Genomic DNA, 13,240 nt, shown 5'->3' with positions numbered 1-13,240 from the left:
GAAATGGTTTTACTTGCCCTGCGGACGCAGATACGCGAGCCAGTGCTTCTCCGCGCGGCGGAACAGCGCGACGAGCGCAAACGAAATGAGAAGGTAGAGCAGGGCCGCGATGCCGAACGCCTGGAACGACATATACGTGGCCGAGTTCACGTCGCGAGCGATCTTGAGAATGTCGGGGACGGTGGCCGTGAAAGCGACGGTCGTCGCGTGAAGCATCAGGATCACTTCGTTGCTGTAAAGCGGGAGCGCGCGCCGCAACGCCGACGGCAGGATCACGCGCCGGTACAGCGTGAACGACGACATCCCATACGCGCGCGCCGCCTCGATCTCGCCGTAGGCGGTCGACTTGATCGCGCCCGCGAAAATCTCGGTGGTGTACGCGCAGGTGTTCAGCGTGAAAGCGAGCAGCGTGCAGTGCATGCCGTCGCGGAAGAAGTCGTTGAGCAGCACGTTGCCGCGGACGACTTCGAGGCTGTAGAGGCCCGTATAGCAAAGCAGCAGTTGCACGTAGAGCGGCGTGCCGCGGAAGATATACGTATAGAGCCACACCGCGCTCGACAGCCACTTCCGCTTCGAGACGCGCGCCACGGCGAGCGGCACCGAAAGACAAAAGCCAAAGCCGATCGACACGACGAGCAGCCACAGCGTGATGACGACGCCCGTCAAGCGGTAGCCGTCGCTATATAGATAGTTGCGCCAGTATTCTTGAATCAGCTCGATCATAGTTCCGCCTGCTGTTGCGCTTAGAGGTCCGCTTTACGAACGCCGATCGAGTAACGCTTCTCGAGCCAGAGCAGCACCAGATTCGAAATCGTCGTGATGGCGAGATAGATCGCGCCTGCCAGCAGCGTGAAGAAGAAAAAGCGCAGCGTGCCCTTGCCGGCATCTTGCGACGCTTTGACCACGTCGGCCAGGCCGATGATCGAGACGAGCGCGGTCGCCTTGACCATCACCTGCCAGTTGTTGCCGATGCCGGGCAGCGCGAAGCGCATCATCTGCGGGAACATGATGCGCGCGAACGTCTGCCAAGACGTCATGCCGTACGCGGCGCCCGCTTCGAGCTGGCCGCGCGGCACAGAAAGGAACGCGCCGCGGAAAGTCTCGGTGAAGTACGCGCCGTAAATGAAGCCGAGGACGATCACGCCGGCCACGAACGGATCGATGTCGATCTGATCCCAGCCGAGCAGGTCGGTGAGATTGTTCAGCCAGATCTGGATGCTGTAGAAGAGCAGCAGCATCAGCACGAGATCAGGGACGCCGCGAACGAGCGTCGTATACAGCGCGCCCGCGCCGTAGGTAACGCGGTTCTTCGACAATTTCGCCGCTGCGCCGAGCAGGCCCAGCACAAAGGCGAAGGCGAGCGAAAGGACCGCCAGCTTGACGGTCTGCCAGGTGCCCGCGAGGATCAGCGGGCCATAGCCTTGAAGGGACATAGGAGGTCCTTGACGGCGCGCCGGGCGCGTCGCGAAAGACGCGATTCCCGACAGCTTGGCGCCTTCCGTGCGGAATGGGGGCGCGCGAGGCTGTCGCGCATCGCTGTGAAATACATGACCGTCTCGCCGTGCAGCTGGTGAGGGGCTGCCATCGGGCGCGGGCAAAGCGCGTGAGGCGCAAGGCTTACGCCGTACTTCGGCAAGACGGCGCGTTTGTCGGTGGTGCTGCGGCGACCGTACTGCTTGTCGTATTGCTTCTACGAAAAGCGCGGTATTTTACCCGAAGCCGCGCGCAGCGCTACTGCGGCGAACCCCGAGCGGCGCCCGCAAACGAAAACGAAGGGCAATGTAATCGATCGGCAAGCACAGACAATGCGCCGATGCGCAAAGGTAAGCGGCCAAAAAAAACGCCACGCGGCGCATTTCATGCGCGCGTGGCGTTTTCTTCAACGCGGCGCTGGCGAAGGTGGACCGCGGCCAAGACATTACTGAGGCGCAGCGGGCGCCCCAGCAGCCCGGTGGTTTACTGCGCAGGCATCGCGTCCGATGCCGCGCCCTTCTTATGCTGCTCCCAGCGCTGATGCATCTTCTCGCGCATCTGCTCCATCTTCGCGAAGTGCTGCTTGAGCGCCGTGCTGACGATGGTTTTTTGCTGGTCGTTCAGGCCGTTGTAGAAGGCGAGCCAAGCCTGCGCGGTCTGTTCGTGAAGCTGCTGATCCTGCTGCATCGCCTTCTGGTGAGCGTCATGCAGCGCGTTCAGGTCGAGGATCGGCTGCTGCTGCATCGCCTTGAACTGCTCGTGCATCTGCTCGTGATTCGCGCGCAGCGTCTCACGGTTTTGCTTCATCGTGTTGAGCGCGTCTTGCCACTGCTTTTCCTGATCTGGCGAGAGCTTCAGTTGGGTGTGCAATTGATTCAGTTGCTTTTCGAAGCCGCCATGGTGCCAACCGCCTGGGCCGCCCATCGGCATGCCGTCCTGGGCGGCGTAAGCGGCGCCGAACGTCACGGCGAGCGATGCGGCAGCAACGGCGAGATAGCGCGAGATTTTGTTTTTCATCGAAGACTCCTAAGAATAAATAAGCCGCCGATGCGTTTTGCCGCTTACGTGAGACGCGGCGCGCCATCGGTTAGGCATAGGCTAGTCAGCCAGCGAGCGCGCCGTGTTACGCGATGAAGAGGGCGTATTACGCTACATTACGAGTGACTTTGGCAGTAATACCCGGTAACCCATTAGCGTGTTTGCTCACCGAATGCGTGGGCGGCGCGCGTTAAACTTCGTGCCATGGCTACTCAAATCCTTGTCGTCGACGACGACTCCGAACTGCGCGATTTGCTGCGCGACTACCTCGTCAAACAGGGCATCGAAGTTTCGGTGCTGCACGACGCCGGCTCGCTCGAGCGGCGCCTCGAGCGCGAGCGTCCCGATCTGATCGTGCTCGATCTGATGATGCCGGGCGTCGACGGCCTGACCGCGCTGCGCAAGCTGCGCGCGGCGGGCGACGACATTCCCGTGATCATGCTGACCGCGCGGGCGGACGACGTCGACCGCATCGTCGGCCTCGAACTTGGCGCCGACGACTACCTCGGCAAGCCGTTCAATCCGCGCGAGCTGCTCGCGCGCGTGCAGGCGGTGCTGCGGCGCCGGCGCACGGTGCCGTCGGCGGCGCCCGAGCAGCGCGAGCCGTTTTTGTTCGGGCGCTTCCAGCTCGACTTCCAATCGCGCACGCTGAATATGGAAGGCAAGCCGCTCACGCTTTCGGGCAGCGAGTTCGCGCTCTTGAAGATCTTCGTGAATCATCCGATGCGCACGCTCACGCGCGAGCGCCTGCTCGAACTGCTGCACGGGCCTGAATACGACGGCACCGATCGCGGCATCGACGTGCAGGTGTGGCGTCTGCGCCGCATTCTCGAAACCGACCCGTCGACGCCGCGCTTCATCCAGACCGTGCGCGGCCGCGGTTACGTCTTCGTGCCCGACGGCGAGCAAAATGCGCCGGCCAATTGATTCGCTGTTTGGACGGCTGGCGCTGCTGGTGATCGCCGTCCTGCTGTTGTCGCATTTTGCGTGGTTCCTGCTGATCCGCTTCGAGCGCAGCCAGTTCCAGGCGCGCTATGCCGTGGAGGAGGCGACGTTCCTGGTCGACGCCGTGCGCCAGCACGTCAAGCTCACGCCGAACCAGCCGCTGCCGTCGCGCGTGCGCCTCGTCGATCCGACGAGCGCCGACATCCCGCCCGAGAGTTCCGACTTGCCCGGCTCGCTCAAGCGCTTCGCCGACGACGTACGCGAACGCATGCCGACCGGCTCCGATGTCCGGATCGCCGTGGGACGCCCGCCCCAGCTGTGGGTGCACGAGGCGGGCGACCGCGACTGGATCGTCGTGCCGGTGCAGCCGCTGCGTCCGGCGCGGCCATTCGACCAGATGCTGATCTGGCTGTCGTCGATCTTTGCGCTGGCGGTGATGTGCGCGCTGTTTGTCGCGTGGCGGCTGCAAAAGCCGCTGACCTCGCTCGCGCAGGCAGTGACCCGTTTCGGCCGCGGGCAGCCGGTGCCGCCCTTGAAGGAGCGCGGGCCGCGCGAGCTGCGCCTGCTGACGCACGGCTTCAATCAGATGGTGCAGGAAGTGTCGCGCACCGAAAACGATCGCGCGGTCATGCTGGCTGGCGTCGCGCACGATCTCAAGACGCCGCTTGCCCGCCTGAGGCTGCGCGCGGAGATGATGGAAGAGGCGAAGATGCGCGACGGCGTCGTGCGCGACGTCGATTCGATGACGCACATCGTCGATCAATTTCTCGTGTTTGCCCACGGCGGCGTCGATCGCAGCGAGCCGGTCGAGGTCGACGAACAGTGCGAGCGCCTTGCCCGGAGCTATCGGGCGGCGTCGACGGGCGCGCCGACCGTGCAAACCGAGCTCACCGCCGGGGCGGGTTTCAGGCTGCCCGCCGCGACGCTCGACCGGATCTTGTCGAATTTACTTGAAAACGCGCATGCGTATGGCGCCCCGCCCGTGCACGTCGAGACCGCACGCACACCGGCCGGCTGGACACTGGCGGTCAGCGATCATGGTCAGGGGATTGCGCCGCAGGATCTGATCAATGCGAGCCGCCCGTTCGTTCGGCTCGACCCGGCGCGCGGCGGCAACGGGCACAGCGGTCTCGGCCTCGCGATCGTGGAGCGACTCGTGCGCCGCGCGGGCGGCGTGTGCGAGATCGGCAATCAAGAAGGCCGCGGCTTGCGCGTGCGGATGACGTTCCCGTTCGAAGCGCTGCCGCGCACGACAGCGGAATCGGAAGCGGTCTGGTAGAGGCGGGCGCTTGTTCTAACGAAAACCCGGCGAATGCGCCCGCGCAGGCGGGTGTTTATTCGGCGAACAGCGTGTTGAGCGCGGCGGCGGCGTCGCTGTCGACCGTGTTGTACGTGACGCTGTTGGCCTCGAAGATATAGTGCGTCGTGTACTTGCCGAGCTTCTCCAATATTTCCTCCTGGATCGCTTCAGGCGCCACGTCGAGTTTCAGGTACCACGCCGTCGACGACAGCCGGCTCTGGAACGCGCCGTACTCGGCCAGCAGATGGTCGAACGCAGCGGCGTCCTGATCCCGGCAGACGATGACCAGATTCCCTTTCATGGATACCTCCCAGGTTGGATCAATGACTTTCGTATGAAAGTCGATGATACCTTGAGGCCGCCGTGTGCCGATTTAATGTCGGCTTTTGCGGGCGCGCTTTTTCGTGGCGCGAAACGGCGGGTTCGACCGGTGCTCGCCGTGCTCAAGAGGTGACGACCGCGGCGCGTCCGGCGGGCGACGGGTCGTCGGGAGGAAGGGCTTTGGTGCGGTCGCGGCCGGCCGATTTCGCCGCGTACAGCGCGAGGTCGGCGCGGCTCATGATGCGCTCGGGCAAGTCGGCGCCGGACAGTTCGGTGATGCCGATGCTCACGCTCAGCTCGACGCCGGCCGGCAGCCGGGCCGACGGCTGGGCCTTCAACCGCTCGTGCAGCCGTTGGGCGACCGCGAGCCCGTCTGTCAGCGCGGTCGCCGGCAGCACGATGCCGAATTCCTCGCCGCCGAGCCGGCCGATCGCATCGCTCGTGCGCAACTCGTGGCGGCAGATCGTGACGAAGTGCTCGAGCGCGCGGTCGCCGATGGCATGGCCGAAGCGGTCGTTGATCTGCTTGAAGTGGTCGAGGTCCGCGATCGCGAGGCACAGCGGCTTGCCGCCCGCGCGCGCCGCGGCGATCTCCTTTTGCAGCAGGTCGAGGAAGTAGCGGCGCGAGAGCGCGCCCGTCAGCGCGTCGTCGCGCGCCTCGGCCGACAGCAGCAAGTTGGCTTCCTGGAGCTGGTCGGCGAGATGGCGGGCGGCGCGGTGGTGGCGTTTTTCGCGCAGGTACGACGCGCCGATCAGATAGGCGAGCATGATCGAGCCGGCCAGCAGCACGAACACGAGCAAATGCATGTTGCGATGGTTGCGCAGCAGTTCGGGCCACGAAATGACCGGATCGACGAGGTGAGCCGAGAGCCCGGAGTTGAGCCCGCCGCGCATCTCGTACAGCGAAGGCGTATGCGTGCCGGGCAGCTCGACGATCTGTCTGGCAAGCGCGCCCGGCACCCAGGGCGCATCGTGCGCGACTTGCGAGGCGAGCGGCTGCACGCCGAATTCCGGAAAATCGGTGCGCATATAGATGTTCTTGCGCTCGTCGGCGCTCATCGTCTCGACCCGTGCATGGGGCAGCGCGCGGCCGGCCACCGCGCTGTCGTGCGCCATGATGATGACGCCGTTCTCGTCGGCGATGAACGTGCCCGGGTGCGCGACCCAGTGGTGCAGCCGCGCGATGCCGAGCTTGGCGACGATGGCCCCGACGAGCTCGCCGTCGTTATACACGGGCGACGCGATGAATATCCCGGGCTCGCCGCTGTTGCGGCCGACGCCATACGCCTGCGTGAAGCCGCCGAGCAGTGCCTCCTCCAGATACGCGCGCGCTTTCATGTCGCGGCCGACGAACGAGCCCGCCATTGCGGCGTTGCTCGAAGCCACGCAAAGGCCCTCCGTATTGACGAGCCAGATGTTGTCGAGACCGGAGAAGCCCTGGGCGTTGTGCAGAAAGTCGCTGATACCGGCGAGTTGCGGGTCTTTCGATAGCGTCTCGCGCAACTCGGGTTCCATGGCGGGGCGCTTCGCGGCATAATTCTGCGCCTGAGACAGTGTGTGCTGAATCATGCGCATTTCGGCGATGGTTTCGGGAATTGCACGCGCCATCGCCAGATCGCTTGCAATCATCTGCGCCATGTTGTCTGCGGCGGCCGACGAGATCTGCCGCTGCGTGACGATGGCGTCGTCGAGTTCGCGCTCACCCATCTGATCGGCCACCAGTCCCGCGACGATCCAGCAGGCGAGCGCGACGATCATGAGGCTCGACAGCGCGATCGCCCGGCGCAGGGTGGGGTGGTTCATCGACTCTCGGATCCGTCTGACAGTTGCGTGCGGTTAGCGGGTTGGGTTGCGGTGCAGGACGCGCCGGCTGGTGCCGTGGCACCTGGGTGGCGGGAGTTGGGCCTGCTGTCGCGGCTCGATGGGTTGCGCGGGGCATACCTTGGACGCGACATCTCGAAATTCTAACTGGCGGGCGGCGTCATGCCCATATACAACAGCGGGCAGCGTTTTTGCACCATCCGGCGCCGAAAGGTTGTGCGTGAAACCTAGGTTGTAGTAGTGTCGTGCCGTCAAAAAGCAGGAAAGCCAGTCAGCCTTCGAGCGCATTGAAATGCGCCGCCGCCGGGGGTAGCGCTTGCTGACTACAGCGCCTTAGCAGTCAACGAAATACCGCACTCATGCTTCTTGTCATGTCCTCATATCGCTTTCCGAATCGACCTTTTGACTGGCGTGACGCTCACGCCATACGCCATTCGCATGCGATCTTCCGCTTAGGAGCCGGCTCGCCGGCCGCGGACCGTTCAATGTTTCTTGCCGCGGAGGGCGCCTGATGGACTTCGGCTTCAACCTGAATCGGACCGCCAATGCGTCGGCGTGGCGGCTCTTGCCCAATCGCTGGGACTTCGTGGCCTTCCCGCTGATCATCTGCCTGATCGCGATGGCCGCGATCGGCTTCCATCAGACGATGGAGCCGATTTCGACGCTCAAGACCCAGGTGATCTCGACCGATCCGTCGAACCTGCCGGAATACGCGCTGCGCACGACGCTGCGCATGCTGGCGGCAATGGTGGCGTCGCTGCTGTTCACGCTGATCTACGGCACGCTCGCGGCGAAAAGCCGCCGCGCGGAGAAGGTGCTGATTCCGATTCTGGACATCCTGCAATCGGTGCCGGTGCTCGGCTACATCTCGTTTACGGTCACGTTCTTCATCGCGCTGTTCCCGACCCGCGTGGCCGGCGCCGAATGCGCGGCGATCTTCGCGATCTTCACGAGTCAGGCTTGGAACATGACGTTCAGCTTCTATCAGTCGCTGACGACCGTGCCGCGCGATCTGGACGAAGTCTCGCGCGGTTTCCATCTGACCGGCTGGCAACGCTTCTGGAAGCTCGAAGTGCCGTTCTCGATGCCGGGGCTCATCTGGAACATGATGATGTCGATGTCGGGCGGGTGGTTCTTCGTGGTGGCGTCGGAGGCGATCACCGTCGGCAACAACACGATCACGCTGCCGGGCATCGGCGCCTATCTCGCGCAGGCGATCTCGGACAAGAACCTCACGGCGATCGGCTGGGTGATTCTGACGATGACGATCGTGATCCTCGCCTATGACCAATTGCTGTTCCGTCCGCTCGTCGCATGGGCCGACAAGTTCCGCATGGAAACCACCAGCTCGGGCAATGCGCCGGAATCGTGGCTGCTCGATCTGGTGCGCCGCACGCGCCTCATTCATCAGTTGCTGGTGCCGGCCGGCTGGATGCTGGCGCGCACGGCGCGTTTGAGATTCCGTCTGCCCTCCATGAGCGGTGTGCGTTTTCCCGTGCCCAAGCTCGAGAAGGGGCCGTCGCGCATCGGCGACATCATCTGGAGCATCGTCGTGCTGCTGGGCACGGTGTATGTGGTTTATCGCGTGATCGCGTACGTGAGCACCGGCGTCACGATGAGCGAGGTCGAGCACGTGTTCGGGCTCGGGCTCATCACGCTGCTCCGCGTGCTGTTGCTGATCGCGATTGCGTCGGTGATCTGGGTGCCGCTCGGCGTGCTGATCGGGCTGCGTCCGGCGCTTGCCGAAAAGATCCAGCCGCTCGCGCAGTTCCTCGCCGCGTTCCCGGCGAACCTGCTGTTCCCGGTGTTCGTGATCGTGATCGTGAAGTTCAATCTGAACCCGGATATCTGGCTGTCGCCGCTGATCGTGCTCGGCACGCAGTGGTATATCCTGTTCAACGTGATTGCCGGCGCGACCGCCTATCCGAACGACTACAAGGAAGCGGCCACCAATTTCCGCATTCGCGGATGGCAATGGTGGCGCCAGGCGATGCTGCCCGGCATCTTCCCGTACTACGTGACCGGCGCGATCACCGCATCAGGCGGCGCATGGAATGCCAGCATCGTCTCCGAGTTCGTGCAATGGGGCGACATCAAGGTCCAGGCGCACGGTCTCGGCGCCTATATCGCGCAGACTACGGCCGCAGGCGACTTCCCGAAGATCATCCTGGGCATCGCGGTGATGTCGTTGTTCGTCACGCTGTTCAACCGCACGTTGTGGCGTCCGATGTTCCGATATGCCGAATCCAAGCTCCGGCTCGATTGATCGGCCTCGTCCGACACCTCATCTGAAACGTAGTTAGCGAAACCAAGAGTAACGCGCGATGCAAAATTCCAAAGATGCTGTAGCTGCTACGCCGGCGCAGGCGCCGGCCGTTTCCCGGGACGCTGGCCGCGAGATCCTGAACGTCAAGGACGTATGCCGAGGCTTCGACAAGGCGCAAGGCGAACTGCTGGTGCTCGACGACGTGAATCTGACGCTGCATGACGGCGAGATCGTCGGGCTGCTGGGCCGCTCGGGTTCGGGCAAATCGACGCTCCTGCGCATCATCGCTGGCTTGATTCAGCCGACCGACGGCCACGTCGACTACCTTGGCAAGCCGCTCGACGGTCCGGCCAAAGGCGTCGCGATGGTGTTCCAGACATTCGCGCTGTTTCCGTGGCTCACCGTGCTGCAGAACGTGGAAGCGGGGCTGGAAGCGCAAGGCGTCGGTGCGCGCGAGCGCCGCGAGCGCGCCCTCGCCGCGATCGACCTGATCGGTCTCGACGGCTTCGAAAACGCCTATCCGCGCGAGCTGTCGGGCGGCATGCGTCAGCGCGTGGGCTTTGCGCGCGCGCTGGTCGTCGACCCGACGCTGCTCTTGATGGACGAGCCGTTCTCCGCGCTCGACGTGCTGACCGCCGAAACGCTGCGTACCGACTTGCTCGATCTGTGGACGCAAGGCCGTCTGCCGATCAAATCCGTGCTGATCGTCACGCACAACATCGAGGAAGCGGTGTTCATGTGCGACCGCATCCTGGTGCTGTCGTCGAACCCGGGCAAAGTGATCGCCGAGATCAAAGTGCCGTTCAAGCATCCGCGCAACCGTCTGGACCCGGCGTTCCGACGCCTCGTCGACGACATCTACGCGAAGATGACCGCGCGCCGCACCGACGAAACGGCCAAGAAGGGGCTCGAACTGGGGAGCTGGCTGCCTGAGGTGTCGACCAACCTGATGGCGGGTCTGATCGAGACGCTGGCCGCGGCGCCGTATCACGGCCGCGCGGACATGCCGGAAATCGCGCGCTCGCTGCACCTCGAAGTGGACGATCTCTTTCCGATCGCGGAAGTGCTGCAGCATCTGGGTTTCGCTGACATGCGCGAAGGCGACATCTTCCTCACGCCGCCCGCGCGCGTGTTCGCCGAGTTCGGCACGCAGGAGCGCAAGATGATGTTCGCCGAGCATCTGTTGCGGCACGTGCCGCTCGCCGCGCGTATCAAGAAGGTGCTCAACGAGCGTCCGGGGCATCGCGCGCCGCGCGTGCGTTTCGAGCAGGAGCTGGAAGATTTTCTGTCGGACCAGGCCGCTGAAGAAACGCTCGACGCGGTCATCAACTGGGGCCGTTATGGCGAGATCTTCTCGTACAACGACCAGTCGGAAATTTTCAGCCTGGAAGACGTGGAAACTTGATGGCGCGCAGGCCGGGGCTTGACCCCGGTCCTTATTGCAAGTTGCCCCACCGATCCACAGCTGGCTCCGCCGACGCCCACTTCCATCCCTGCGGCGCCTGACACGCGGTGGCCGTGTACCAGTCTTCATGCGCGTCGGAGTCGTCGCCGTCCGCGACCGAGAACACGAAATCCTTGCAGAGCGCGAGCGCCGAAGCGAACGCACGGGTCACGCGAATCCGGCCGTGACCGTTCTCGACCGGCAGCCGATGCTTGACGCGCCAAGTCTGCGTGCCATCGACCGGCGTGACGCCGACGAGCGACGCAATCGCATCCTGCTGATCCTGATGCAAGCGCTTCATGGTGCGGTTGACCGCTTCGTCGGTGGCCGCCTGCACCGCGATGCCGACGCCGATGCCCACCGCCGGGTTCGCGGTCACGGCGCCGGTGGCGACACCCGCCACCGCGCCGCTTGCCGCGCCGATCGACTGACAGCCGGCCAGGAGAAGCGCGCTCGCCGCAAGCGCCGCGCCGGCAACGATCAGACGCACGCTCATTGCAGTGCACCCCAGCGGCCGGTGGCCGGCTCGGCCGAGGCCCACTTCCACGCGTTGCCGTCGCGGCAGATCGAGGCGACGTAGAAGGCGCTTTGCGCCGCTTGGTCTTTGGTCGCGGCGGTGTCGACCGAGAACACGATTTCCTTGCAATCGAGCGTGCCGCTGCTGATCGTGCGGCTGACGGTGACGCGTCCGCGCTCGTCGTCTTCAATCGGAACCGAGTGCGAAACCGACCACGATGCCACCCCGCCGACATCGAGCGGACCGGCCGCCTGCGCGATCTGGTCCTGCGCGAACGCGTGCGCGACGCGCTGCGTGTATTTGACGCCGGCCTGCGCACCCGCGACAGCGCCAAGGCCGATACCGGTTGCCACCGCGGCGTTGTTCGTGACCTTCGCGGCGATCGCCGCGCCGCCGATACCGGCCCCGGCCGTAGCGCCTTGGTAGTAGAGCGAGCTGCAGCCGCTTAACATCGATGCCCCCGTCAGCAAGAGCATGGCGGTCAATGGCGCTTTGCAGCGCCAGAGGAAGCGGGGCAAGGGTGACATTCTTCTTTCCTTCTATTGCGGTTTATTGCTTGCTTTGCGCCGGCTCGCGCGTGCTCGGCGCGCATGCGCCGCGCGGGCGCACGCGCATTGTGAACGATCGAATTTGTAATTGGCAAAACAGAAATGCAAAGGATTGCAAATTTTGCGGCGTTCGAACGTGTTTTGTGCTTGGCGCTATTGCCGCGCGGGCGCGTGTGCGGGGCGCGATTATCGCTTAGACACGCGAGCGGTGTCGTTGAGTGATGTCACGCAATTGAATTCGAGACGAGGTCGGGGCCTTTCATCAATGTGAACAGGCCCTCGTCTTATTCTTCGCTGGCAGGCGTGTCTTCGTCGTCCTCGTACGAACCGAGCCGGTTGTACAAAGTCTTGAGACTCACGCCGAGCGCCTTGGCGGCGCGCCGCTTGTCGCCACCGCAAAACTTCAGCGTGCCGAGGATGATTTGCTTTTGCGCGTCGGCGAGCGGCGTGCCGACCCAGACGCTCATCGCGTCGCCCTGCGTGACGGCCTTCTTCGCACGCGCCGCGAGCCGCGGGTGTTCGATCTCGATCGTCTTCTCCGCGAGGATGAACGCGCGATAGACAGCGTTCTTCATCTCGCGCACGTTGCCGGGCCACGAGTAGGTGCGCAGCGTGTCGAGCGCGCGCTTGCTGAACACCTTGCTGGTGTTTTCCTGCGCGTTCATCTCGTCGAGAAAATGCTGCGCGAGCAATTCGCGGTCGCCTTCGCGCTCGCGCAACGGCGGCGCGCGCAGCGGAAATACGGCGAGCCGGTACATCAGGTCTTCGCGCAAGCCATGTTCCTTGACGGCGACGAGCGGATCGCGATTGGTCGCGGCGATCACGCGCACGTCGCTTTGCAGTTCGTCGGTGCCGCCGACGCGAAAGAACGTGCCGGTCTCCAGTGCGCGCAGCAGTTTCACCTGCCGTATCGGCGCCATCTCGGTCACTTCGTCGAGAAACAGCGTGCCGCCGTTCGCATGCTCGAAGTAGCCCGCGCGGCCCTGCACGGCGCCCGTGAAGCTACCGCGCTCGTGGCCGAACAGCTCCGCTTCGATCAGGTTGTCGGGGATCGCGCCGCAATTCACCGCGACGAACGGCGCGTCCTTGCGCGCGCTGCGCTCGTGGATCGTGCGCGCGATCAGTTCCTTGCCAGTGCCGGATTCGCCGACGATCAAGGCGGTGGCGTCGGTGGCCGCCACGCGTTCGATTTGCTCGTAGAGTTCCCGCATCGCAGGCGACGAGCCGTACAAACTGCCGTAGCACTCGAGGCTGGAGGTCTTGCGCGACGCGCGCTTCTCGGGCGCTTGCGTGCCGCTATCGTCGGGCGTTTCCGCCGTCGTATCGGGGTCGCTTGATGCCGACATGTGAGTTGTCCCGCAGAGGCGAGTTCGACCGTCGAAGTGCGCGCGGTGCATGGGCGTGCGCTGCTCGTTTCGATCTCGATCTGCTATCGCGAAAAGGCTATTTAACCATGCTCGCTGCGGCCCTCGATGTAATTTCTGCAGGCATGAAATGTGCTGATTGTTGAGATTGCAATTTTTCGGAACTCATCGCGCCCGCGGCACTCCGATTTCAAGATAGGGACA

At 64.1% G+C, this 13,240-nt stretch carries 12 protein-coding genes; 4 read left to right on the top strand and 8 right to left on the bottom strand.

What is annotated here, in order from left to right; all coding sequences use genetic code 11:
* Nucleotides 1–9 precede the first annotated feature (9 nt).
* From AAHK20_RS12875 to AAHK20_RS12865, 3 genes are all read right to left on the bottom strand, one after another.
* Nucleotides 10–723 (bottom strand): ABC transporter permease, encoded by a 714-nt coding sequence (locus tag AAHK20_RS12875; RefSeq protein WP_449181838.1) that lies wholly within the window; start codon nt 721–723, stop codon nt 10–12.
* Between the two features lie 20 nt (nt 724–743).
* Nucleotides 744–1,433: an ABC transporter permease gene (locus AAHK20_RS12870; RefSeq protein WP_449181837.1), complete on the bottom strand. Its 690-nt coding sequence runs from the start codon at nt 1,431–1,433 to the stop codon at nt 744–746.
* Between the two features lie 523 nt (nt 1,434–1,956).
* Nucleotides 1,957–2,490 carry a Spy/CpxP family protein refolding chaperone gene (locus tag AAHK20_RS12865; protein ID WP_449181836.1) on the bottom strand — a complete coding sequence of 178 codons (534 nt, stop codon included), beginning with the start codon at nt 2,488–2,490 and terminating at the stop codon, nt 1,957–1,959.
* A gap of 225 nt (nt 2,491–2,715) precedes the next feature.
* Here AAHK20_RS12865 and AAHK20_RS12860 point away from each other — a divergent pair, with 225 nt between their 5' ends.
* Together AAHK20_RS12860 and AAHK20_RS12855 are read left to right on the top strand one after the other, a co-directional pair.
* Entirely contained in the window at nt 2,716–3,438 is a 723-nt protein-coding gene (locus AAHK20_RS12860; RefSeq protein ID WP_137331465.1) for a response regulator, read from the top strand.
* Nucleotides 3,422–4,735 carry an ATP-binding protein gene (locus AAHK20_RS12855; RefSeq protein WP_449181835.1) on the top strand — a complete coding sequence of 438 codons (1,314 nt, stop codon included), beginning with the start codon at nt 3,422–3,424 and terminating at the stop codon, nt 4,733–4,735. The genes AAHK20_RS12860 and AAHK20_RS12855 overlap by 17 nt, the downstream gene beginning before the upstream one ends.
* A gap of 55 nt (nt 4,736–4,790) precedes the next feature.
* Here AAHK20_RS12855 and AAHK20_RS12850 read toward each other — a convergent pair whose 3' ends face one another.
* Together AAHK20_RS12850 and AAHK20_RS12845 are read right to left on the bottom strand one after the other, a co-directional pair.
* Nucleotides 4,791–5,057 carry a double-stranded DNA-specific endonuclease gene (locus AAHK20_RS12850; protein WP_449181834.1) on the bottom strand — a complete coding sequence of 89 codons (267 nt, stop codon included), beginning with the start codon at nt 5,055–5,057 and terminating at the stop codon, nt 4,791–4,793.
* A gap of 142 nt (nt 5,058–5,199) precedes the next feature.
* Nucleotides 5,200–6,879: a sensor domain-containing diguanylate cyclase gene (locus AAHK20_RS12845; protein ID WP_449181833.1), complete on the bottom strand. Its 1,680-nt coding sequence runs from the start codon at nt 6,877–6,879 to the stop codon at nt 5,200–5,202.
* Nucleotides 6,880–7,408: 529 nt separating this feature from the next.
* On the opposite strand from AAHK20_RS12845, the gene AAHK20_RS12840 reads away from it, so the two are divergent.
* Together AAHK20_RS12840 and AAHK20_RS12835 are read left to right on the top strand one after the other, a co-directional pair.
* The gene (locus AAHK20_RS12840; RefSeq protein WP_449181832.1) at nt 7,409–9,163 is read left to right on the top strand and encodes an ABC transporter permease; all 1,755 of its coding nucleotides are present in this window, start codon (nt 7,409–7,411) and stop codon (nt 9,161–9,163) included.
* A 58-nt stretch (nt 9,164–9,221) separates the two neighbouring features.
* Nucleotides 9,222–10,568, top strand: a complete 1,347-nt coding sequence (locus tag AAHK20_RS12835) for an ABC transporter ATP-binding protein (RefSeq protein WP_449181831.1) — start codon at nt 9,222–9,224, stop codon at nt 10,566–10,568.
* 31 nt (nt 10,569–10,599) lie between these two features.
* On the opposite strand, the gene AAHK20_RS12830 is transcribed toward AAHK20_RS12835, so the two are convergent.
* The 3 genes from AAHK20_RS12830 to AAHK20_RS12820 form a co-directional block, all read right to left on the bottom strand.
* Nucleotides 10,600–11,103, bottom strand: coding sequence for a hypothetical protein (locus tag AAHK20_RS12830; protein ID WP_449181830.1), 504 nt, complete (start codon nt 11,101–11,103; stop codon nt 10,600–10,602).
* Nucleotides 11,100–11,600 carry a hypothetical protein gene (locus tag AAHK20_RS12825; protein ID WP_449181946.1) on the bottom strand — a complete coding sequence of 167 codons (501 nt, stop codon included), beginning with the start codon at nt 11,598–11,600 and terminating at the stop codon, nt 11,100–11,102. Before AAHK20_RS12825 ends, AAHK20_RS12830 begins: the two co-directional genes overlap by 4 nt.
* Nucleotides 11,601–11,956: 356 nt before the next feature.
* Complete coding sequence (locus tag AAHK20_RS12820; protein WP_449181829.1) at nt 11,957–13,018, bottom strand: sigma-54 interaction domain-containing protein; 1,062 nt, start codon at nt 13,016–13,018, stop codon at nt 11,957–11,959.
* Nucleotides 13,019–13,240 lie beyond the last annotated feature (222 nt).

It is taken from the genome of Trinickia camelliae, assembly GCF_053525655.1.
The sequence above is the reverse complement of the archived record's forward strand: the minus strand, read 5'-3'. Positions and strand labels throughout refer to the sequence as shown.

What these genes read in the sequence shown, in the direction of transcription:
- AAHK20_RS12835 (WP_449181831.1), top strand. Translation starts at nt 9,222, where the DNA reads ATGCAAAATTCCAAAGATGCTGTAGCTGCTACGCCGGCGCAGGCGCCG.
- AAHK20_RS12855 (WP_449181835.1), top strand. Translation starts at nt 3,422, where the DNA reads ATGCGCCGGCCAATTGATTCGCTGTTTGGACGGCTGGCGCTGCTGGTG.
- AAHK20_RS12830 (WP_449181830.1), bottom strand. Translation starts at nt 11,103, where the DNA reads ATGAGCGTGCGTCTGATCGTTGCCGGCGCGGCGCTTGCGGCGAGCGCG.
- AAHK20_RS12870 (WP_449181837.1), bottom strand. Translation starts at nt 1,433, where the DNA reads ATGTCCCTTCAAGGCTATGGCCCGCTGATCCTCGCGGGCACCTGGCAG.
- AAHK20_RS12840 (WP_449181832.1), top strand. Translation starts at nt 7,409, where the DNA reads ATGGACTTCGGCTTCAACCTGAATCGGACCGCCAATGCGTCGGCGTGG.
- AAHK20_RS12820 (WP_449181829.1), bottom strand. Translation starts at nt 13,018, where the DNA reads ATGTCGGCATCAAGCGACCCCGATACGACGGCGGAAACGCCCGACGAT.
- AAHK20_RS12865 (WP_449181836.1), bottom strand. Translation starts at nt 2,490, where the DNA reads ATGAAAAACAAAATCTCGCGCTATCTCGCCGTTGCTGCCGCATCGCTC.
- AAHK20_RS12875 (WP_449181838.1), bottom strand. Translation starts at nt 723, where the DNA reads ATGATCGAGCTGATTCAAGAATACTGGCGCAACTATCTATATAGCGAC.
- AAHK20_RS12845 (WP_449181833.1), bottom strand. Translation starts at nt 6,879, where the DNA reads ATGAACCACCCCACCCTGCGCCGGGCGATCGCGCTGTCGAGCCTCATG.
- AAHK20_RS12860 (WP_137331465.1), top strand. Translation starts at nt 2,716, where the DNA reads ATGGCTACTCAAATCCTTGTCGTCGACGACGACTCCGAACTGCGCGAT.
- AAHK20_RS12825 (WP_449181946.1), bottom strand. Translation starts at nt 11,600, where the DNA reads ATGCTCTTGCTGACGGGGGCATCGATGTTAAGCGGCTGCAGCTCGCTC.
- AAHK20_RS12850 (WP_449181834.1), bottom strand. Translation starts at nt 5,057, where the DNA reads ATGAAAGGGAATCTGGTCATCGTCTGCCGGGATCAGGACGCCGCTGCG.